Genomic DNA, 19,498 nt, shown 5'->3' on the forward strand with positions numbered 1-19,498 from the left:
GGAACGCCTCCCGGACCACGAACGGGGGCGGTTCAGCTGAACCGCCCGGCCGCCACCCCGCCTCGGCGACCGGCCGGAACTGTCGGTCCCTGCCGATAACATCGAACGCATGTTCGCATCGACGTCGGATCTCGGCGCCCTCCCCGACGACCGGGTGGAGGCCGAGCTCGTCACGCTCGCCGGCCACCTCGCCGCCGGGACCTGCCGCTTCCTGCAGCTCCTCGCCGAGTTCGACACCCGGCAGTCCTGGGCCGGCGCCGGGGTGCGCTCGTGCGCCCACTGGCTCGGCTGGCGCGTCGGCCTCAACCACCGCACGGCGCGCGACCACCTCCGCGTCGCCCACGCCCTCGCCGATCTACCGGCCACCACCGAGGCGTTCGCCGCCGGCCGGATCTCCTACTCCAAGGTCCGCGCCCTGACCCGCATCGCGACGCCCGAGACCGAGCACCACCTGCTGGTCGTCGCCCTGCACGGCACCACCGCGCACCTCGAGAGCATGGTTCGCGCGACCCGAGCGGTGATCGATCCCCGCACCCCGCACACCCGCCGCGGCCTGCACCACGACAGCAACGAGGACGGCTCGATCACGATCCGCCTGCGCCTACCGGCCGAGCGCGCACACGAGATCCTCACCGCCGTCGACGCCGCCCTCGACGACCAGCCCGGCGGTTCAGCTGAACCGCTGAACCCCGGCCCACCCGGCCACGAACCACCCCGGGGCGTCGCCGCCGAGCCTCTCACCGCCCGCCGAGCCGACGCCTTACACGGCCTCCTGACCGGCGCCACGACCACCGACACCACCCTGGTCGTGCACCTGCGCACCGATCTCGACGACGCACCCGCGACCACGGGCGACACCACGTCCGACGCCGAGCACACCGTCCGGATCCCCCGCCAGCGCTGTGACGATGATCGCGCGGCCGCCCACCCGGAGGAAGACGAGCCGGACCCGGCCGGCAGCACAGTCCGCACACCCCGTCCCCACGCCTGGATCGAGAACGGACCTCCCGTCGCACCCACCGTCGCCGCACGCCTGACCTGCACCGCAGCCGTGCAGGCCATCCTCGTCGACCGCCGCGGCAACCCGCTGTACCTCGGCCGACGCCGACGCACCGTCTCCCCCGCACAGCTCAGGGCCCTGCGGGTCCGCGACCGCGACCGGTGCGTCGCCCCCGGCTGCGAGGCCACCCGTCACCTGCAGGCCCATCACGTCCTGTGGTGGCGCTTCGGAGGGCCGACCGACCTCGACAACCTCGCGCTGGTCTGCGGTCACCACCACACGCTCATCCACGACCGCGACTACCGGCTCATCCCGGACGGCGACGGCGGCTTCGCCTTCACCCGCCCCGACGGGACCACCGTTCCGGTCACCGGAGACCCGACCGAGGGCGACGCCACCGCGCTGACCGGCCACGACCACCCGATCGACGACCGGACCCTCACCCCCGACTGGGGCGGCGAGCCGCTCGACATCGATCTCGCGCTCGCCTCCCTGCTCCCGGACCTCGTGGCCTCCGCCGCGTGATCGGCCGGCCCTAAGCTGACCGGCATGGCACCGCGCCCCTGGTCACACGGCCATGTCGTGGCGATCGTCGAGGCCGTCTGCGCGGTGGTCGCGGCCGGCTATCTCGTCGTGATCGGGGTGTCGGCCGAGGTGGAGGGCACCGCCGGGCGCTCGGCGTTCGACCGGGGCCTCCCGTTCCTGGCCGCCCTGGTCGTCCTGGCGCTCCTGGGCCGATGGGCGGTCCGCAGCTGGCGTACCGCGGAGCGCGAGCGGGCCCACCACCAGCCGGGCCACCGTGAGCCGGGCCGCGTGGAGCTGCCGGGGACGGGCGCCGCCGGGCAGGCCGGAGCCGAGCCGAGCGGAGACGGATCGATTCACGACAGCCCGAGGGACGAGCAGCCGGAGGTGCGGCCGACTCTGTCCGGACCCGGCCGGGATGCAGTGGCGAAAGTCGTGTCGGTCCTGGCCGACGCGGAGATCTTCCGGCCGCAGGTGCCGGATCCGCGTCTCCTGGAGCAAGCCGTCGCCGACCACGGCGAGCCGGTGACCGTCCAGGCGGTGCTGGCCGCGTTGCACGAGGCCGACTACTGGAACCCGGGGTTCCGGTTCGACGACCACACCGCGGCTCTCGCGTTCCACGACTCGCACGTCGAGCAGGACCCCGGCTCGTTGCGTCACCAGATCGACGACCTGGCCCGGCTGACCGCCGGCGAGGTCGCGATCGTCGCCGGGGACATCGACGTCGAATGGGTGGACGGGGTGCGGGCGGCCCGGACCCGGGTGACGCTGACGGTCGGCGGAGAGCGGCTGGCGCTCGACTACCTCGGGACGGCCAAACAGCTCAGCACCGTGATCCCGGTGGCGGTGGCCCGGACCCTGCGCGGGCTCCCGGACGGGAAGAGGCCGACGCGCCGCCTGGCCTGGCTCTGGAGCGACCAGGGAGTCTGGATCACGGTCCTGCCCGCCGGTGTCGATCTCGCGCGGCTCGACGCCGATCTCGGGGACCTCCTCGAGGCCGGCGTCGGGTGGGAGTGGGTCGACGAGCAGCAGCCGATGGCCGCGGGCGAGGAGTAGCCCGCGGGAGGGGTCACAACCCGCCGGTGTTGAGCAGCTTGTCGGCGGTGCCGTCCACCGAACCGCCCTTGATCACGCCGGGTACGGCGTTGTCGGTGATCCAGCTGCGGATCGTCGCGGCCGGGGCGTCGCCCTTGGCCTGCTTGTACAGCGCGGCGACACCGGCCGCGAACGGGGCCGCCATCGAGGTGCCGCTGTAGGACGCGACGCCACCGCCCGGGACCGTCGAGACGATCCGGCTGCCCGGCGCGTAGAGCGAGACGCACGGGCCGGTCGAGGAGTTCGTGGCGCGCTGGTCGTCGATCTGGGAGTTCGCGACCACCAGGACGTCCTTCGACGCCCGCGGCAGGGCGGTGCAGTCGTTGCCGCCGGTATTGCCGGCCGAGGACGCGGCGAAGACCCCGGAGTCGACCATCCGCTTGAGCGCGGCCTGCAGGGTCGGCGACCCGGCGTAGCTCCAGGACATGACGGCCACCGACGGGCCCTTCTTGTTCTTGACCACCCAGTCGATGCCCGCGATCAGCGACGACAGGGTCCCGGTGCCGTTGCAGTCGAGCACCTTCACACCGTGGACGCGGGCCCCCTTGGCGACGCCGTAGGTGGTCGAGGCCGCGATCCCGGCGACGACGGTGCCGTGCCCGTCGCAGTCCTCGTTCTGCGTGTCGATCGTGTTCGTGTCCAGCGAGGCGCGGCCGCCGAAGTCGGGGTGGCTCGCGTCGACGCCGGTGTCGAGGACGTAGACGTCGACCCCGGCACCGGTGGCCGTCGTCGTGTACTTCCCGTCGAGCGGCAAATTCCGCTGGTCGATGCGGTCCAGGCCCCAGTTCACCGGCTTCGCCTGCGTGCCCTCGGCCTCCGGGGCGTCCTGGTGGGTCGCGCCGCGCGGCTCCAACGGGGTGATCTCGCGGTCCTCCTCGACGCCGAGGACGCCCGGCTCGGCCCGCATCCGGGCGGCCTGCACGCGGTCGAGCTTCGCGGCGAAACCGTGCACCGCCTCGTCGAACGTGCTCGTCGGCGTCACCCCGACCGACGCGGCCACCTTCTCGGTCTGCTCCGCCGACCCGGTCTGGACGATGTAGCCGGACGCGGTGGCCGCCGAGGGCGCAGCGGACGCGGCGGGCACACAGAGTGCACCGGCCACGGCACTGATCGTCACCAGCAGGACGACACGGAGGAGCATGCGGATCACGAAAAGTGACGCTAGGCGTCTGTGACACGAGGTGCCAGAGACACGATGGTGCTCCGGGTGACACGTGTGACCCATGGGGTGACGCTCAGGAATGTGTCCCGTGCACCGCGACCTCCGCGGCCTTCACGGCGAACCACACGTCGTCGCCGGGGTCGACACCCATCTCGGCGACCGCGGCGGGGGTGACGTCGGCGGCGAGACCGTCCACCCAGGCGGGTGCCCCGTCCGGGGCGGAGGCGCGCAGACGGACGGTGTCGCCACGCGGCTCGAGGGCGGCCAGGCGCACCCGGAACACGTTGCGGGGGCTGCCCGTCGGCCGTTCGGTGTGCACGGCGACGGCCGAGGGCGGGAACACCGCCACCGCGGGTTCACCGTCGGTGACCTCCACCGAGGCGCCGTGGATCTCGATCCCGTCGGCGGTGCGCAGGGCACCGGACGCGGCGATCCCGGGGATCAGGTCGAGCCCGGCGATCCGTGCCGAGAACGAGCTGCGCGGACGGGCCAGCACGTCGCGGGTGGCGCCCTGCTCGGCGATCCGGCCGCCGGAGAGCACGACGACCCGGTCGGCGAGCACGAGGGCGTCGAGGGCGTCGTGGGTGACGAGCAGCGCGGTCTGCTTGCCGTCGCGGATCACCCGGCGCAGCAGCGTGCGCATGGCCGGGGTGGCGTCGACGTCGAGGGCGGCGAGGGGCTCGTCGAGCAGCAGCAGGCCGGGTTGCGGGGCCAGCGCGCGGGCGAGTGCCACCCGTTGCTGCTGACCACCCGAGAGCTGCGACGGGCGGCGGTCGGCGAGCTCACCGACGCCGACCTGGCCGAGCAGGTCCCGCGCGCGTTCGTCGGCCTCGGCCTTCGGGACGCCCTGCGCGCGCGGGCCGAACGCCACGTTGGCCGCCGCGGACAGGTGCGGGAACAGCAGCGCCTGCTGCGCGAGCAACCCGACGCCGCGGCGGTGCACCGGCACGAACTCGCCGGCGTCGACGTCGACGAGGGTGCGGTCGCCGACCCGCAGGTGCCCGGAGTCCGGGCGCAGCAGCCCGGACAGGATGCCGAGCAACGTGGACTTGCCGGCCCCGTTCGGGCCGAGCACCGCCAGCACCTCGCCGGGTGCGACGTCGAGGGAGACCTCGAGCGAGAACCCCGCCCGGTGCAGCGACGCCTGCAGCGACAGACCGACCGACTCGCTCATCCCCGACCGTCCATCCCGCGCGGACGCCCGACCACGATCACGACCAGCGACACCACGACCAGCAGCAACGACAGCGCGACGGCGCCGGACTCGTCCGACTCGCGCTGCAGGTAGACCAGCAACGGCAGCGTTCGGGTGGTGCCCTCCAGGCTTCCGGCGAAGGAGATGGTCGCGCCGAACTCGCCCATGCAGCGGGCGAACGCGAGCACCAGACCGGACGCGAGCCCGGGCAGCACCAGCGGCACCGTCACCCGCCGGAACGCCAGCGCGGGTGACGCGCCGAGCGTGGCCGCGACCGCCTCGTAGCGCTCACCGGCGGTGCGCAGCGCCCCCTCCAGCGACACGACGAGGAACGGCATCGCGACGAACGTCTGCGCCAGGATCACCGCCGCCGTGGTGAACGGGACGGTGATCCCGAACGCGAGGTCGAGACCCCGGCCGACGAGACCGGTCCGCCCGAGCAGGAACAGCAGCGCCAGACCCCCGACGACCGGGGGCAGCACCAGCGGCAGCAGCACGATCGACCGGATCGAGCCGAGCAGCCGCGGCCGTCGCTCCAGCCGTCCGCGGGCCAGGATCACGGCCAGCGGACCGCCGAAGAGCAGGCACAGCACGGTCGAGACACCGGCCGTGATCAACGACAGCCGCAGCGCGTCCAGGGCGGCGTCGCTGAGCAGCAGCGACGGCATCTCCGCCCAGTCGGCGCGCAGCAGCAGTCCGAAGACCGGCAGTGCGATCAGTGCGAAACCGATCGAGGCGGGGATCCACATCCACCAAGGGAGGCCGACCCCCGCCTCGTGCCGGGTCTTGGCAGGTGCCGTCACGAACGACCCGTCACGGTGCTCCGAACCCGGCGGCCTTGAGCGTCTGCTGGCCGGTCGGGCCGGTGACGGCCTGGACCCACTTGGTCGCGAGCTCGGCGTTCTGCGAGCTCTTGAGCGCGACGATCGGGTAGTTGTTCACGGCCTTCGACGACTCCGGGAAGCTCACGCCCTGCACGGTGCCCTTGGCGGCCGTCACGTCGGTGACGTAGACGAGTCCGGCGTCGGCGTTGCCGCTGGTTACCTTGGACAGGACCGACTTGACGTCCTGCTCCTCGCTGACCGGCTCGATGTCGACGCCCGCGGCCTGCTCGACCTTCTGCGCGGCCGAGCCGCACGGCACCTGCGGGGCGCAGACGACGACCTTGTTGGCGGGGTTCGCCAGGTCGGACAGGCCCTTGATGCCCTTGGGGTCGTTCGGCGCGACGGCGATCTGCAGCGTGTTGGTGGCGAACCTGGCCGGCTCGCCCTGGTTCAGGCCCGGCTGGGTCACCTTGGCCATGTTCTTGTCGTCGGCCGAGGCGAACACGTCGGCGGGGGCACCGTTCGCGATCTGGGTGGCCAGGTCCGAGGAGCCGGCGAACGTCAGCTTGACGTCGGTGCCCGGGTTCTCCTGCTCGAACTGCTTCTCGATCGTGGTGAACGTGTCCTTCAACGATGCCGCGGCGAAGACGTTGAGCGTCTGCGGCGCGGCGGCGCCGGAGGAGGCACCGCCCTGGGCGCTCGAGTCACCGCCGCCACCACATCCGGCCAGCACCATCAGCGCTGCGGCGGCGACCGCCACGGAGCCGGTTGCCTTGCCCATCCTTCGGCGACGCTGCGTCACAGATGACCTCCTGGGGTCTCGACCACGACGTTCGTGGACTTGATCACTGCCACCGCGAGCGAGCCGGGCTCCAGACCCAGCTCGCGCACGGCCTCGCTGCTCATCAGCGACACCACGCGGTGTGGCCCGCACTGCATCTCCACCTGCGCCATCACCGTGTCGGCGACGACGGAGGTCACGAGGCCGACCATCCGGTTCCGGGCCGAGCGCTGCACCACCGACGGGTCCGCCGGGACGCTGGCGTGGTCGCGGGCGAACCCGGCGAGCGCGGCTCCGTCGATGACCTTGCGGTTCGACGTGTCGTTCTGCACGGGGAGCGCCCCGGCGTCGACCCACCTGCGGACGGTGTCGTCGCTGACACCGAGCAGCCGGGCGGCCTCGGAGATCCTGAAGTGCGGCACGGGCGGGATACTATGATCGCCGGTGCGGTAGCGCCATGCCGTGAATGTCGCAGATCGGTTTCGGCCGCTCGGATCACGTCCCGCCCCGTCCGGCCCGTGATGTGGTCGAATCAGGTCGTGGACTTCGCACCCAGTGCCGTGGCGGCCGACTACACCGATCGCATGCGCGCCTTCCTCGACGAGAAGATCCTTCCGGCCGAGGCCGTCTACGACGCGTGGCGGGCCGAGCGGCGGGGCACCCCACAGGAGTGGGACCACCCCCCGGTCGTCGAGGAGCTCAAGGCGGAGGCCCGCGAGCGCAAGCTGTGGAACCTGTTCCTGCCCGACATCTCGGGGCTGTCGAACCTGGAGTACGCAGCGGTCGCCGAGGTCTCCGGCTGGTCGCCGGTGATCGCGCCCGAGGTGATCAACTGCCAGGCCCCGGACACCGGGAACATGGAGACGCTGCACCTGTTCGGCAACGCCGAGCAGAAGGAGCAGTGGCTGGAGCCGCTGCTGGCCGGTGAGATCCGGTCGGCGTTCGCGATGACCGAGCCGGACGTCGCCTCCTCGGACGCGACCAACATCCAGACCCGGATCCGCCGCGACGGCGACGACTACGTGATCGACGGCCGCAAGTGGTGGATCTCCGGCGCCGCCGACGCGCGCTGCCAGATCTTCATCGTGATGGGCAAGACCACCGCCGACGACGACGACTCGGTGCCCGCCCACCGCCACCAGTCGATGATCCTCGTCCCCCGCGACACCCCCGGCCTGGAGATCACCCGGCACCTGCCGACGTTCGGCTACCAGGACCAGCACGGTCACTCCGAGCTCTCGCTGACCGGCGTGCGCGTACCGGCGACGAACCTGCTCGGCGAGGAGGGCAGCGGCTTCGCGATCGCCCAGGCCCGCCTCGGCCCGGGCCGGATCCACCACTGCATGCGCCTGATCGGGATGGCCGAGCGCGCGCTGTCGCTGATGGTCGCCCGCGCCCAGGAGCGGGTCGCGTTCGGCAAGCCGCTGGCCGAGCAGGGTGTGGTCCGCGACCAGATCGCGCTGTGCCGGATGGAGATCGAGCAGGCCCGCCTGCTCACGCTCAAGACCGCCTGGCTGATCGACAACCACGGGGCCAAGGGCGCCGCCACGGAGATCGCCGCGATCAAGGTCGTGGTGCCGCGGATGGCCTGCACGGTGATCGACCGCGCCATGCAGGTGCACGGCGGCGCGGCGATGAGCGACGACACCCCGCTGGCCTACTTCTACGCCTGGGCCCGCGCGCTGCGTTTCGCCGACGGCCCGGACGAGGTCCACATCCGGACCGTCGCCCGCCAGGAGTTCAAGCGCTAGTGGTCACCCTGTACCTATCCTTTGGACTAGGTACAGGGTGACCACTCCCGCGTCTGCGGACGAGGTGGATCACCCGGTCCGCAGACGCGGTAACACGCTCTGAGCTGGGAATATCCCCCCTGGGCGTGGCGGCGGGGACACGGTTAGCGTGGGGGCATGACCGCGACCGAACTCGGCCTCCCCGCCCTGCGCGGCGGCCCGACCAGGGACCCGGCCCGGCCCGACGACCCCCGGCTCGTCGACACGTTCGGGCGGGTCGCGACGGATCTGCGGATCTCGCTGACCGACCGCTGCAACCTGCGCTGCACCTACTGCATGCCGGCCGAGGGTCTGGACTGGATGCCCCGCGACGAGCAGCTCACCGACGACGAGCTGATCCGCCTGATCGGCGTCGCGGTGTCACAGCTGGGCATCGAGGAGCTGCGCTTCACCGGTGGCGAGCCGCTGCTGCGCAAGGGGCTCGAGCACGTCCTGGGCGCGTCGGCGGCGATGCTCCCGCGCCCGGACATCTCGCTGACCACCAACGGCATCGGGCTCGCCCGCCGCGCCGAGGCGCTCGCCGCGGCCGGGGTGAACCGGCTCAACGTCTCGCTGGACACGCTGCGCCAGGACCGCTTCGCCTCCATCACCCGTCGCGACCGGCTCTCCGACGTCCTCGACGGCCTGGCCGCCGCCCGGGACGCGGGCCTGGCCCCGGTGAAGATCAACAGCGTGCTGCTGCGCGGCGTGAACGACGACGAGGCCGCCGACCTCCTGGCCTTCGCCGTCGAGAACGGCTACCAGCAGCGGTTCATCGAGCAGATGCCGCTCGACGCCCAGCACGGCTGGGAGCGCACGGAGATGGTGACGGCCGGCGAGATCCTGGAGCTGCTGGGCGAGCGCTTCACGCTGACCCCGGACTCCGAGGAGCGCGGCGGCGCCCCGGCCGAGCGTTGGCTCGTCGACGGCGGCCCGGCCGTCGTCGGCGTGATCGCCTCGGTCACCCGCCCGTTCTGCGGCGCCTGCGACCGCACCCGGCTCACCGCCGACGGGCAGGTCCGCTCGTGCCTGTTCGCCAACACCGAGACCGACCTGCGGGCGATGCTCCGCGGCGGCTCCTCGGACCGCGAGATCGCCGATGTGTGGCGCGACGCCATGTGGGCCAAGCTCGCCGGCCACGGCATCAACGACCCCAGCTTCCTGCAGCCGGACCGTCCGATGAGTGCGATCGGCGGCTGAGTCCGTGACGACCCTGGAGACAGTGATGAGCGCCCCCACCCTGACCACGATCGAGGTCCGCTACTTCGCCGCCGCGAAGGCCGCCGCAGGCCTGCCGCAGGAGAAGGTCGAGATCCCCGCCGACGCCACCGTGGCCGACGTGCTGGACGCCGTCCGCGCCCTGCACGGTGCCGAGCTGGCCCGGGTGCTCGAGCGCTGCAGCTTCCTGCTCGACGAGGTCGCCGTCCGTGACCGCGACCTGCGGGTCGGCGGGGCCACCGCCCTGGACGTCCTGCCCCCGTTCGCCGGGGGCTGAGCCTCACCCCGAGGTGTTCAGCACCGTCAGCGTCCCGCTGTTGAGGTTGGTGACGTAGGCCTGCTTGCCGTTCGGCAGCACCCCGACACTGGTGGGTGAGTCCTCGGTCGGGATCGTGGCCGTCACGGCGTAGCTCTCGGCGCTGATCACCGACACCGTGTTGTCCTTGAGGTTCGCCGTGTAGGCGAACCGTCCGTCCGGGGACCAGGCGATGGCCTGCGGGTTGGTCCCGACGGGCACGGTCGCGACCACCTCGTTCGTGTCCGTGTCGATCATCGACACGGACGCACTGTCGTAGTTCACGTTCGCCACCAGCGGCTTGGACGGGTTCACCGCCACGCTGTGCGGGCTCGTCCCCACCGGCACCTCGGCGAGCACCGAGTTGTCGGTCGTGTTCAGCACGGTGATCAGGTTCGACTCGTGGTTGGCGGCGTAGGCGCGGCTGCCGTCCGGGGAGAACGCGATCCAGTGCGGGTTCGGCGCCACCGCGATCTCCGCGGACACCCGGTCCGTCGCGGTGTCGATCACCGAGACCGTGCCCGAGTCGTGGTTGGGCACGTAGACCTTGCTGCCGTCGGGGGTGACGGCGAGGGCGTAGGGCCGGGTCCGGACCGGGATCGTCGCCACGACCGAGTTGTCCGAGGTGTCGAGCACGGCGACCGCGGCGATCGTCCGCTGCTCGTTGAAGATGCTGACGTAGACGCGGGACCCGTCCGGGGCGAACGCGAGGTACTGCGGCGGTCCGGCCGGGATGGGGATCGTGGCGGTCGTCCGGTTGATCGAGGTGTCGATGACGGTGACGAACCCGGCGGCGCGGTTGGCCACGTAGGCGAGCCGGCCGTTCGGCGACACCGCGACGAAGCCCGACGTCGGGCCGGCCGGCACCGCGGTGCCCAGGCTCGGGATCGGGACGGCCGCCGCGACCTCGTCGGGCGCGGGCGGCGCCCCGGTGGCGGGTGGCGCGGCCTGGCCGTTGCCGAGGACCAGCCCGTACCCGCCGGTCGCGAAGTAGACGACCCCGGCGAGCAGGGCGAGGACCGCGACCGCGGCCACGGTGAGCAACCGGCGCCGACCGCCACCACCGCCTCCGCCCGACGGGCTTCCCAGCGACGGCGGCGGGGTCCCGGACCCCACCGGACCGGGCCCCACCGGAGCGGGCTCTGTCCCCGTGGCGGGCTGTTCGGCCGGCGGCGCCGGCGTCTCGGCCCTCGGGGCCGGCATCGCCGCGGCGACGGGCGCGGGACTCGCAGCGGGGATCGTCGTCGCGGGGGCGGCGGCTGCCGGGGCACCGGGACGCGGCATCCCCGTCGACGGAGCGGCGGGAGCGGCGGCGGGCGAGCCGGCGCCGGGCGACCCGGGCCGCGGCATGCCGGTGGCCGGAGCGCCGGGCCGGGGCATGCCCGCCGGGGCACCGCCACCGCCGCCGGGACGCGGCATCCCGGCCGGCGGACCCGCCGGTGCGTAGCCGGCCGGAGCAGCGGCGGCGGGAGCCGGGTGAGTGGGGGCCGGGTGAGTGGGGGCGGCGTGAGTGGGGGCCGAGTGGGTGGGAGCAGGGCGGGGCGCGTCGGTCGAGGGAGGACGCAGTGCGGAGGCACCGGCGAGCGCCGCGGCCGGCACGGCCGCGGCCGCGACCGGAGCAGCAGCGACCGGGGCGGCGGTCTGCCTCTCCGGACGGCCCGCAGCCGCCGGTGCGGCCTGCCCCGGGTCCCGCGCCCCGTCCATCCGGGCCAGCTCGGCGGCGCCCAGCGCGACGGCGTACTTCGGGTGGGTGTCGACGACGATCGGACGGCCGAGCTCGGCCGAGATCATGCGGGCGACCAGCGGGATCCGTGACGACCCGCCGACGAGCAGCACCGCGCTGAGGTCGGACGGCTCGACCTGGGCCGAGCGCAGCGTGCGGGTGAGCGCGCCGATGGTGGACTCCACCTGGGCGCGGATCAGGTCCTCGAACTCGGCGGTGGTGAGCCGGACGTCGAAGTGCCGGTGCGGCAGGAACACCGGGATGGTGGTCTCGCTGTCGATCGACAGCGCCTCCTTGGCCAGGACGCAGTCCTGACGCAGACGGGCCATCGCGACCGAGGTCTGCAGGTCACCCATGTCCAGCTCGGCGAGCGCACCGCCGGCGTTGTAGTTGACGTGCGACAGGATCGCCTCGTCGAAGTCGACGCCGCCGAGCCGTTCGATGCCCTCCGGGCTCCCGAGGATCTCGATGCCGCCGGCGTGCTTGCGCAGGACGGTCGCGTCGAACGTGCCGCCGCCGAGGTCGTAGACGGCCACGACGTCGCCGTCGTCGAGGCGCCGCGACGCGGCGTAGTGCGCGGCGGCGGCCTCCGGTTCGGTGACCGTGCGCGGCGGGCCCGACGGACCGGAGCTCAGCCCGGCCAGGTGGGGCACCTCGTCGAACAGCTCCCGGCGGTACGGCCCCCAGTTCGCGGGGTGGGTCAGGACGACGCGCGAGGGCTGCTCGCCCTCGGTCTCCACGACCCGGTCGACGACGTCGCGCAGGACGGTCCCGAGCAGCGCGGTCACGGCGTAGGGCGAGCCGCCGAGGATCACCGGGGTGGGGTCGCCGAGGCGCCGCTTGAACTCGCGGCCGACCCGGTCGGGGCTGCTGACGGCGCGGCGGACGGCGGCGTCGCCGGTCACCATCGTCCCGTCCTCGCGGGCGTAGACGGCGGCCGGCGAGACGACGCTGCGGTCGCCGAGGGTGAACATCTCGACCTGCGTGTCGTGGGCGACGGCCGCCGCGACGAACGTCGTGCCGAGGTCCACCCCCAGGCTGTAGGACACGGCGAACCCCTCCCCGGACGGACGGTGTGTGGGCATGACGTCGTTGTGGATCGCCATCCGTTACCGTCGGCAACCCGGCGTGATCGACACAAGGGGGACAGCCCTACCCCGGTGTGGGGACTGCACTCTTACCCCCCGGCAGCCGGGGCGTCAGGCTCGTCCGATGACGCTCGAACCCCCGCGGTCCACCGTCGCGACGCCGCACGTCGTCGCGGACGACGCCCGCGTCGGGTGGCAGCAGTGGTCGCGACGCCGACGCCTGGAGCGGCGCCTGCACGACGGCGCCGCCCTGCGGATCTCGGCGCTGACCCTGCAGCTCGGGCTGTTCCGGCACCGGATCCCCGAGGGCGAGGCCGACCTGAACTCCTCGATCGACGACCTGCAGGAGGAGCTGGCCGGCGTGCTGCAGGAGCTGCGCGAGGTCGCCGGCGAGATCTACCCGGCGCTGCTCGACGAGGCCGGCCTCGGGCCGGCGCTGCGCGAGCAGGCCGGACGGCTCGACGCCGCGGTCATGATCACCGCCCCCGACGAGCGCTACGGACCGGCGGCGGAGGGCGCCGCGTACTTCGCGCTCGTCGCGTGCCTGGGTGCGCTGCCGGCCGGGGGCGACCCGGTGACCGTCTCCGCGCGACGGGCCGGTGACGCTCTCGTCGTCGTCGTCGACGGGGTGGACCCGGGCCACGCCGCACACTTTCGCGACGGGGCCGAGCCGCTGGGCGGCACCGTCGACGTCTCCCCCGGTCCGCGACCCGGCACCGGCACGATCACTGCGAGGTTCCCGTGCGGGTAGCACTGGCCGAGGACGGCGCCCTGTTCCGCGAGGGGCTGCTGATGCTGCTCAAGGCGGCCGGGCACGAGGTCGTCGGATGTACCGCGGGCGGCGACGAGCTGGTCGCCCTGCTGGCGCGGGAGACCGCCGACGTCGCGATCCTCGACATCCGGATGCCGCCGGAGCCGGACGGCGGCCTGGTCACCGCGGAGCGGCTGCGCGCGGCCCATCCCGAGATGGGGCTGCTGTTCCTGTCGCACTACGCCGAGTCGCACTACCTGATGCGCATCATGGAGATCGGGACCGACGCGATCGGCTACCGGCTCAAGGAGAAGGTCGGCAGTGTCGACGTGCTGACCGACACGCTCACGCGGATCCGCGAGGGGGAGATCGTCATCGAGCCGGTGCTGGCGAAACGGCTGGTGGAGCGGCCGCGCGGGGAGCGCAAGGACGCCGTCGCCGCGCTGACCGAACGCGAGCTCGACGTGCTGCGGCTGATGGCCGAGGGCCGGTCCAACAACGGGATCGCGGCCCAGCTCTTCGTCACGCCGAAGGCGGTGGAGAAGCACATCGCGAACATCTTCGGCAAGCTCGGCCTGTCCACCGACGCCTCCGAGCACCACCGTCGCGTCCTCGCCGTGCTGACGTACCTGCGGTCGCAGGACAGCACCGCCTGAGTTCGTACCGATTGACGATGCGGCTTCCGCACCGGTCGTCGCGGCCCTAGCGTGGCGCTGCTCGGGTCCCGGGGGCGGGTGATGGGGATGGACGCGACGATCGCGGCTCGGCTGCTGCGCCTGCTCGTCGTCGGCGCGGGCGTGGTGGCGGTGTTCGCCGTGCTCGTCGGGGTGCTCGCGCCGCTGCTGGGCCCGGAGCAGGCCGCGGCGCTGCTGCCGTTCGCGGTGGCCGCCGTCGTCACCGCGGGTCTCGGGGCGGGGCTGCCGCGGATCGACGGCTGGATCCGGCGCCACACCCACCACCGCACCGCCACGCCGTACTCGGCGCTCGCCGACGCGGCCGCCCGGATCCGCGCCGGCACGCTCGACGAGGCGCTCCCCGGCCTGGCGCAGGTGCTCGCCGAGGGCACCGGGGCGCGGCGCGCCGTGCTGTGGCTGGCGGTCTCCGACCGGCTGGTCAGCGCCGCGGTCCACCCGCCCGGCGACGACGGCGCGGAAACCGTGGAGAACCTCCCGGTGCTGCTCGCACGCGCCGACACCGACCACGTCGTGCCGGTCCTGGACGGCCCGGTCCTGCGCGCCGCGCTGGCCATCGGCAAGCCCGACGCCCCCGTCACGCCGGCCGACCGGGCGCTGATGCAGGACGTCGCGAACGGGGCCGGGTCGCTGCTGCGCGAGGTGCAGCGCGGGACCGAGCTCGAGGAGCGGGTCCGCCGGGCCGACGAGCTGGCGCAGGAGCTGCAGCGGTCGCGGCAACGCCTGAGCCGGGCCCGCGACGTCGAACGCCGACGCCTGGTCGGGGAGCTCTCGCACGCCACCGCCGACCGTCTGACGGCCCTGCGCGGCGAGTTCGAGCTCGCCGTGTCCGAGCTCGGCGACGGTGCCACCCCGCCCGGGCAGGTCCGCGCCACGCTGCGCCGGGCCCGGGCCGGGCTCGACGACCTGCTGGAACGGTTCCGGTCGATCGCCCGCGGCATCTACCCGGCGGTGCTGCGCGACCAGGGCCCGGCCGGAGCCCTCGACGAGCTGGTGGCCGACCTGCCCCGGGCCGTGCGGATCGACGCCGACCTGGGCCGGCGCCTGGACTGGGAGATCGAGTCGGGCATCTACTACCTGACCGCGTCCGCGCTGGCGCACCTCGCCGTCCGCCCGGAGGACCCGGCGCTGCAGGTGACCCTCGCGATCGGCGGCGGACGGTTCTCCGCTCGGATCACCGACACCGCGCCCGGCGCCGACGCCGACGACCTGCGGACGGCGCTCGCGATCGACGTCGAACGGCTGGCCGCGCTCGGCGGCGAGATGGAGCTCGCCCGCACCGGTGACGCGACGGTCCTGCTCGCGTGGCTCCCGGACCGTCTCGAACCGCTGGTCGACGGGTCCGCGCACGTCGAGGGGGCACGGTGACCCGGGGACGGACCGCCGCCTGGGTCGTCCTGCTCGTGGCCACCGCGGTGGTCTCGCTCGCCTGGCTCGGCGTCGGTCTCGTCGTGGCACTGGCCCGGTACGTCCCGGGCGCGCTGGAGTCGGTGCAGGCGTCCGCGGCCGCCGGGAGCGGGTGGGCCCGGGGCGTGGCGCAGGCGGCGCCGGGCAGTGAGCCGCTCGACCAGGCGGTGCTCGACTACGGCTGCAGCCTGCTGAACCTCGTCCTCGCCGCGGTCCTGCTGCGCACCGGCGGGCGCTCCTGGTCGATGCGCCTGCTGGTGGTCGCGATGATCGGGTCGGCCGGGGCGTTCAACCTGCAGGCGCACGCCGCGGCGGTCGCCGTGGAGATCGCGACCGGGTTCTCCGCCGGGCAACTGCACCAGGTGGTGCTGCACGCCCTCGCCTGCGCCGCCTACGTCCTGGCGCTGCTGGTGTTCCCGACGGCCACGCGGCCGACCGCATGGCAGAGCCGGGCCGGGTGGCAGGGCCCGGCCGGAGGGCTGGTGGTCGTGGCCGCGGCGGCGAGCCTGCTCGTCGTCGGGTTCGGCACGGCGGTGCTGCCGCACACGATCAGCTGCATCCTGTTCTTCGGGTTCGGCGTCCCGGTCGCGGGCCTGGTCGCGCTGCCGTCCCGGGTCCGCCGCGGCGCCACCGCCGAGCAGCGCACGCAGGCGCGGCTGCTGCTGTGCGCGCTGGCCGCGACGTTCGTGACGGCCGTCGTGCTCGCCGTCGTCACGCTCGTGCTCGCCGCCCTGGGCCAGCCGGGCCTGACGCTCTACGACCCGACGGCGCACACGGACGCGGCCGCCGGGTCGCCGACCGCCCTGATGTTCTGGTTCTCCCGGATCGCCTCGGTGGCGATCGCGGCCGCGGTGCTGGTGGCGGTCACCGGGGGCTCGCGGCTGTGGACGGCCGAGCGGGTGTTCAGCCGGGGCCTCGCCGCGACGCTCGTCGCCGCCGTCGCCGGAGGGTTGTTCGCGGTGGTGCGCGCGGCCATGGGCGACCCCGCCCCGGCGGGAGCGCTGTCGGTCGGGCTCTCCGCGCTGGCCGCGGTGCCGGTCGCGCTCGTCGCGCTGCCGCTCTACCTACGGGTGGAGAACCTCGTGGACCGCCTGCTCTACGGCGACCGGCCGACCCCCTACAGCGTGCTGGCCGGGGTCGCGGCCCTGTCCCGGACCACCGGCGGCGACGCGCCGGACCTGGCACGGGTGGCCGAGGCGGTCGGCCGCGGGCTCGGCGCGACGCTGTGCCGGCTGACGGTGCGCCGGCCCGGCCTGCGCGACCGCACCTACGCCTGGGCCTCCGACGGCGGGGGCGGGAGCGACGACCTGGTCACCGTCGCCGTCCGCCACGGCACCGACGAGCTCGGCGAGATCGCCGTCGACCGCGCCGCCGTCGCCGGGCTGAACGCGCAGCGACGGCACCTGCTCACCGACATCGCCGACAGCCTCGGCGTGGTGCTGCAGGCCAGCCGGTCGGGCATCGAGCTGGAACGCCAGCTGCGCGCGGCCGTCGCACACGGGGAGAAGATCGCCGTGGCCCGCCGCGAGACCGTCGCCGAGATGGACGGTGAGCGGCGCCGGATCGAGCGCGACCTGCACGACGGCGCCCAGCACCACCTCGTCACCCTCGGGCTGACGCTCGGCCTGGTCGAGCACCAGGTCGAGACCGGGCAGTTCGACGAGGCCCGGGAACGTCTCGACCACCTCCTGACCCAGATCGACGTCACCGAGGCGGTGCTGGCCGAGACCTCGACCGGGGTCTCCTCGGCGCTGCTGGCCGAGCAGGGGCTCGTCGCCGCCCTGACCGCGGCCCTGTCCGGAGCCGAGCCGCCGATCACGATCGACGACGACGGCGGTGTCGTCACCGCGCGCCGCTACCCCGCCGAGATCGGCGAGACCGCCTACTTCTGCTGCCTGGAGGCGGTGAACAACGCCCGCAAGCACGCACCCGGCGCTCCGGTGACGATCACCGTCGCCGAGGTCGGCGGATCGCTGCGCGTGCGGGTGCGCGACACCGGCCCCGGCTTCACCCCCGACCCGATCCCCGGCATCGGGATCCCGACCTCGGCCGGGCGCGGGATGCGCAACGTCAGCACGCGGCTGGCCGCCGTCGGAGGCACGATCGCGATCCGCTCCGCGCCGGGAGAGGGCACCACGGTGGAGGGAACGATCCCGCTGCCGGCCGAACCCGGTGGGGCCGCCCCCGAGCCGTCGGAGGGAGGCTCCGTCAACGGGGTCCGGGAAAAGGTGGCCGGGGAGAACGGGGCCGGTTCGCTGCGGGAGCGGATGCGGGACCTGCTGCGGTCCGCGGAGGCCGCCTATCGCGGTACCGGCGACGCCGCCGGGATCGGGGCGATCGCGGCCCGGCTGGACGAGCGGTCCGGGGTGACGCAGGTGCGGGCGGCGCTGGTGGCCCTCGAGCAGGTCGTCGCGACCTCACCGCCGGACGAGGAGGCGGCGCACCGCCTGCGCTACGAGCTGGAGCGGCTGCGGTCGGGGGCACACGAGCTCGTCGAGCTCGACCTCGCCGACGTGCTGCGGACCGGGAACGTGATGCTGCCGGCGGAGATGCGGAGCTCCGCGGAGCGGCTGCTGGGCACGGCCGGGAGCGGGGTCCGGGTCCGGCTGGGGCTGGATGAGGGGGACGGTCCGGAGGAGGTGCGCCGGGCGGCGGCCGAGGAGCTGGCGCGGTGGCAGCGGTGGGCGTCGCACCCGGCGTCGACCAGGAGCGTGCGGGACGTCGCGCACGTCGTGGTGCGGACCTGCGAGCACCTGCTGGCGGAGGCGGGGGCCGGGGCGGAAGCCGGGGCCGGGGCGAGCTGAGCCCGCCCCGGCCTCAGGCCGCCGCGCACGCCATCTCGGTGCGCTGCGCGGGGACGTCCGCGGGGACGTCCGCGGCGTCGACGTCGCCGTAGAGGTCCTCGACCCAGTGGCTCTGGTAGATCGTGTCGAGGTAGCGCTCGCCCAGGTCGGGGGCGATGGTCACCGCGGTCGTGCCGGGCGTGCCGTGCTCGGCCAGCCACGCGCTCGCGCCGCTGACGACGGTGCCGGTGGAGCCGCCGAACAGGAAACCGGTGCGGGCCAGCATGTGGCAGGTGCGGATCGTGTCGGCCTCCTCGACGTGGACCACCTCGTCGATCAGCGACTCGTCCAGCATCTCCGGGACGCGGCCGCTGCCCAGGCCGGGGATCATCCGGCGCGAGGCCGGCGTCCCGAACGTCACCGAGCCGACGCTGTCGATCGCGACGATCCGGACGTCCGGGTGGTTCTCCTTGAAGTAGCGGGCGCAGCCCATCAGGGTGCCGGTGGTGCCGGCGCCGACGAACAGGACGTCGAGCTGCGGGAACTGGCGGGCGATCTCCGGCCCGGTGGTGTCGTAGTGGGCCTGCGCGCTGTTCGGGTTCGCGTACTGGTTGAGCCACACGTAGCCCTCGGTCGCGACCAGGTGCCGGACGTGGTTCAGGCGGGCACCGAGCAGGCCCTCCTGCGGGTCGGGCTCGGTGATGATGTGCACCTCGCTGCCCAGGGCCTCCATCAGCCGGCGGGTCGCGAGGTTGCAGCGGGAGTCGGTGACGCAGACGAACCGGTAGCCGCGGTTCGCCGCGATCATGCTCAGCGCCACGCCCAGGTTGCCGGACGAGGACTCGACGATCGCCGAGCCGGGCACCAGGGTCCCGTCGCGCTCGGCGGCGGTCACCATCGCGTTGGCCGCCTTGAGCTTGACCGATCCGGCGAAGTTGAAGCCCTCGCACTTGAGGTAGAGCTCGTGCCCGATCGTCTGCTCCAGGTCGATGTAGAGGTCGTCCTGGTTGAACTGCTGGGGGCTGGTGATGACCGACATCGTGACCGCCTCGTCTCTGCTGGTCCGGCTCGTTCCGACTGACGACAACGGTCGTCCTCCGAGGCGTTCCGTTCGATCGTGTGCACACCCGAGCCCGCGGAGCCGTCCCCCTTTCCCGGGTAGGGACAACCCCCGGGTGCCTGCGCCCCACGTC

16 protein-coding genes and 1 pseudogene are annotated in these 19,498 nt (G+C 73.8%); 9 read left to right on the forward strand and 8 right to left on the reverse strand.

Annotated features, from left to right (window positions below):
- Positions 1-109 precede the first annotated feature (109 nt).
- Positions 110-1,525 carry an HNH endonuclease signature motif containing protein gene (locus tag EV383_RS27230; protein WP_130292567.1) on the forward strand — a complete coding sequence of 472 codons (1,416 nt, stop codon included), beginning with the start codon at positions 110-112 and terminating at the stop codon, positions 1,523-1,525.
- Between the two features lie 24 nt (positions 1,526-1,549).
- Positions 1,550-2,578 (forward strand): hypothetical protein, encoded by a 1,029-nt coding sequence (locus tag EV383_RS27235; RefSeq protein WP_130292568.1) that lies wholly within the window; start codon positions 1,550-1,552, stop codon positions 2,576-2,578.
- Between the two features lie 13 nt (positions 2,579-2,591).
- Here EV383_RS27235 and EV383_RS27240 read toward each other — a convergent pair whose 3' ends face one another.
- From EV383_RS27240 to EV383_RS27260, 6 genes and pseudogenes are all read right to left on the reverse strand, one after another.
- Complete coding sequence (locus EV383_RS27240) at positions 2,592-3,758, reverse strand: S8 family peptidase (protein WP_130295107.1); 1,167 nt, start codon at positions 3,756-3,758, stop codon at positions 2,592-2,594.
- 94 nt (positions 3,759-3,852) lie between these two features.
- Positions 3,853-4,422, reverse strand: coding sequence for a TOBE domain-containing protein (locus tag EV383_RS33215; RefSeq protein WP_423213704.1), 570 nt, complete (start codon positions 4,420-4,422; stop codon positions 3,853-3,855).
- Positions 4,423-4,461: 39 nt separating this feature from the next.
- Positions 4,462-4,887 (reverse strand): annotated as a pseudogene (locus EV383_RS33220) (ABC transporter ATP-binding protein); the annotation flags it as partial.
- Positions 4,888-4,949: 62 nt separating this feature from the next.
- Positions 4,950-5,723 carry an ABC transporter permease gene (locus EV383_RS27250; protein WP_130292569.1) on the reverse strand — a complete coding sequence of 258 codons (774 nt, stop codon included), beginning with the start codon at positions 5,721-5,723 and terminating at the stop codon, positions 4,950-4,952.
- 64 nt (positions 5,724-5,787) lie between these two features.
- Positions 5,788-6,579, reverse strand: coding sequence for a molybdate ABC transporter substrate-binding protein (gene modA / locus EV383_RS27255; protein ID WP_130292570.1), 792 nt, complete (start codon positions 6,577-6,579; stop codon positions 5,788-5,790).
- A gap of 17 nt (positions 6,580-6,596) precedes the next feature.
- Positions 6,597-7,001, reverse strand: a complete 405-nt coding sequence (locus EV383_RS27260) for a TOBE domain-containing protein (RefSeq protein ID WP_130292571.1) — start codon at positions 6,999-7,001, stop codon at positions 6,597-6,599.
- 117 nt (positions 7,002-7,118) lie between these two features.
- Here EV383_RS27260 and EV383_RS27265 point away from each other — a divergent pair, with 117 nt between their 5' ends.
- The 3 genes from EV383_RS27265 (at position 7,119) to EV383_RS27275 (ending at position 9,843) form a co-directional block, all read left to right on the forward strand.
- Positions 7,119-8,330: an acyl-CoA dehydrogenase family protein gene (locus EV383_RS27265; RefSeq protein WP_130292572.1), complete on the forward strand. Its 1,212-nt coding sequence runs from the start codon at positions 7,119-7,121 to the stop codon at positions 8,328-8,330.
- Between the two features lie 156 nt (positions 8,331-8,486).
- On the forward strand, positions 8,487-9,548 hold the full coding sequence (gene moaA / locus EV383_RS27270) for a GTP 3',8-cyclase MoaA (protein WP_130292573.1): 1,062 nt from the start codon (positions 8,487-8,489) through the stop codon (positions 9,546-9,548).
- A gap of 25 nt (positions 9,549-9,573) precedes the next feature.
- Positions 9,574-9,843 carry a MoaD/ThiS family protein gene (locus EV383_RS27275; protein ID WP_130292574.1) on the forward strand — a complete coding sequence of 90 codons (270 nt, stop codon included), beginning with the start codon at positions 9,574-9,576 and terminating at the stop codon, positions 9,841-9,843.
- A gap of 3 nt (positions 9,844-9,846) precedes the next feature.
- Here the strand turns inward: EV383_RS27275 and EV383_RS27280 are convergent, their stop codons facing one another.
- The gene (locus tag EV383_RS27280) at positions 9,847-12,669 is read right to left on the reverse strand and encodes an Hsp70 family protein (protein WP_130292575.1); all 2,823 of its coding nucleotides are present in this window, start codon (positions 12,667-12,669) and stop codon (positions 9,847-9,849) included.
- Positions 12,670-12,796: 127 nt separating this feature from the next.
- On the opposite strand from EV383_RS27280, the gene EV383_RS27285 reads away from it, so the two are divergent.
- The 4 genes from EV383_RS27285 (at position 12,797) to EV383_RS27300 (ending at position 18,326) form a co-directional block, all read left to right on the forward strand.
- Positions 12,797-13,423, forward strand: a complete 627-nt coding sequence (locus tag EV383_RS27285) for a histidine kinase (RefSeq protein WP_165438517.1) — start codon at positions 12,797-12,799, stop codon at positions 13,421-13,423.
- Complete coding sequence (locus EV383_RS27290) at positions 13,414-14,079, forward strand: response regulator transcription factor (protein ID WP_130292577.1); 666 nt, start codon at positions 13,414-13,416, stop codon at positions 14,077-14,079. Before EV383_RS27285 ends, EV383_RS27290 begins: the two co-directional genes overlap by 10 nt.
- Positions 14,080-14,166: 87 nt before the next feature.
- Entirely contained in the window at positions 14,167-15,483 is a 1,317-nt protein-coding gene (locus EV383_RS27295) for a sensor histidine kinase (RefSeq protein ID WP_130292578.1), read from the forward strand.
- Positions 15,480-18,326 (forward strand): sensor histidine kinase, encoded by a 2,847-nt coding sequence (locus EV383_RS27300; RefSeq protein WP_130292579.1) that lies wholly within the window; start codon positions 15,480-15,482, stop codon positions 18,324-18,326. Before EV383_RS27295 ends, EV383_RS27300 begins: the two co-directional genes overlap by 4 nt.
- Positions 18,327-18,339: 13 nt before the next feature.
- On the opposite strand, the gene sbnA is transcribed toward EV383_RS27300, so the two are convergent.
- Positions 18,340-19,344 carry a 2,3-diaminopropionate biosynthesis protein SbnA gene (gene sbnA / locus EV383_RS27305; RefSeq protein WP_130292580.1) on the reverse strand — a complete coding sequence of 335 codons (1,005 nt, stop codon included), beginning with the start codon at positions 19,342-19,344 and terminating at the stop codon, positions 18,340-18,342.
- Between the last annotated feature and the right edge of the window lie 154 nt (positions 19,345-19,498).

This window comes from Pseudonocardia sediminis, assembly GCF_004217185.1.
GTDB lineage: Bacteria > Actinomycetota > Actinomycetes > Mycobacteriales > Pseudonocardiaceae > Pseudonocardia > Pseudonocardia sediminis.

Coding starts and splice junctions, on each gene's coding strand:
- EV383_RS27280 (WP_130292575.1), bottom strand. CDS start 12,669: ATGCCCACACACCGTCCGTCCGGGGAGGGGTTCGCCGTGTCCTACAGC.
- EV383_RS27275 (WP_130292574.1), top strand. CDS start 9,574: ATGAGCGCCCCCACCCTGACCACGATCGAGGTCCGCTACTTCGCCGCC.
- sbnA (WP_130292580.1), bottom strand. CDS start 19,344: ATGTCGGTCATCACCAGCCCCCAGCAGTTCAACCAGGACGACCTCTAC.
- EV383_RS27240 (WP_130295107.1), bottom strand. CDS start 3,758: ATGCTCCTCCGTGTCGTCCTGCTGGTGACGATCAGTGCCGTGGCCGGT.
- EV383_RS27250 (WP_130292569.1), bottom strand. CDS start 5,723: ATGTGGATCCCCGCCTCGATCGGTTTCGCACTGATCGCACTGCCGGTC.
- EV383_RS33215 (WP_423213704.1), bottom strand. CDS start 4,422: ATGCGCACGCTGCTGCGCCGGGTGATCCGCGACGGCAAGCAGACCGCG.
- EV383_RS27295 (WP_130292578.1), top strand. CDS start 14,167: ATGGACGCGACGATCGCGGCTCGGCTGCTGCGCCTGCTCGTCGTCGGC.
- EV383_RS27285 (WP_165438517.1), top strand. CDS start 12,797: ATGACGCTCGAACCCCCGCGGTCCACCGTCGCGACGCCGCACGTCGTC.
- EV383_RS27235 (WP_130292568.1), top strand. CDS start 1,550: ATGGCACCGCGCCCCTGGTCACACGGCCATGTCGTGGCGATCGTCGAG.
- EV383_RS27230 (WP_130292567.1), top strand. CDS start 110: ATGTTCGCATCGACGTCGGATCTCGGCGCCCTCCCCGACGACCGGGTG.
- modA (WP_130292570.1), bottom strand. CDS start 6,579: ATGGGCAAGGCAACCGGCTCCGTGGCGGTCGCCGCCGCAGCGCTGATG.
- moaA (WP_130292573.1), top strand. CDS start 8,487: ATGACCGCGACCGAACTCGGCCTCCCCGCCCTGCGCGGCGGCCCGACC.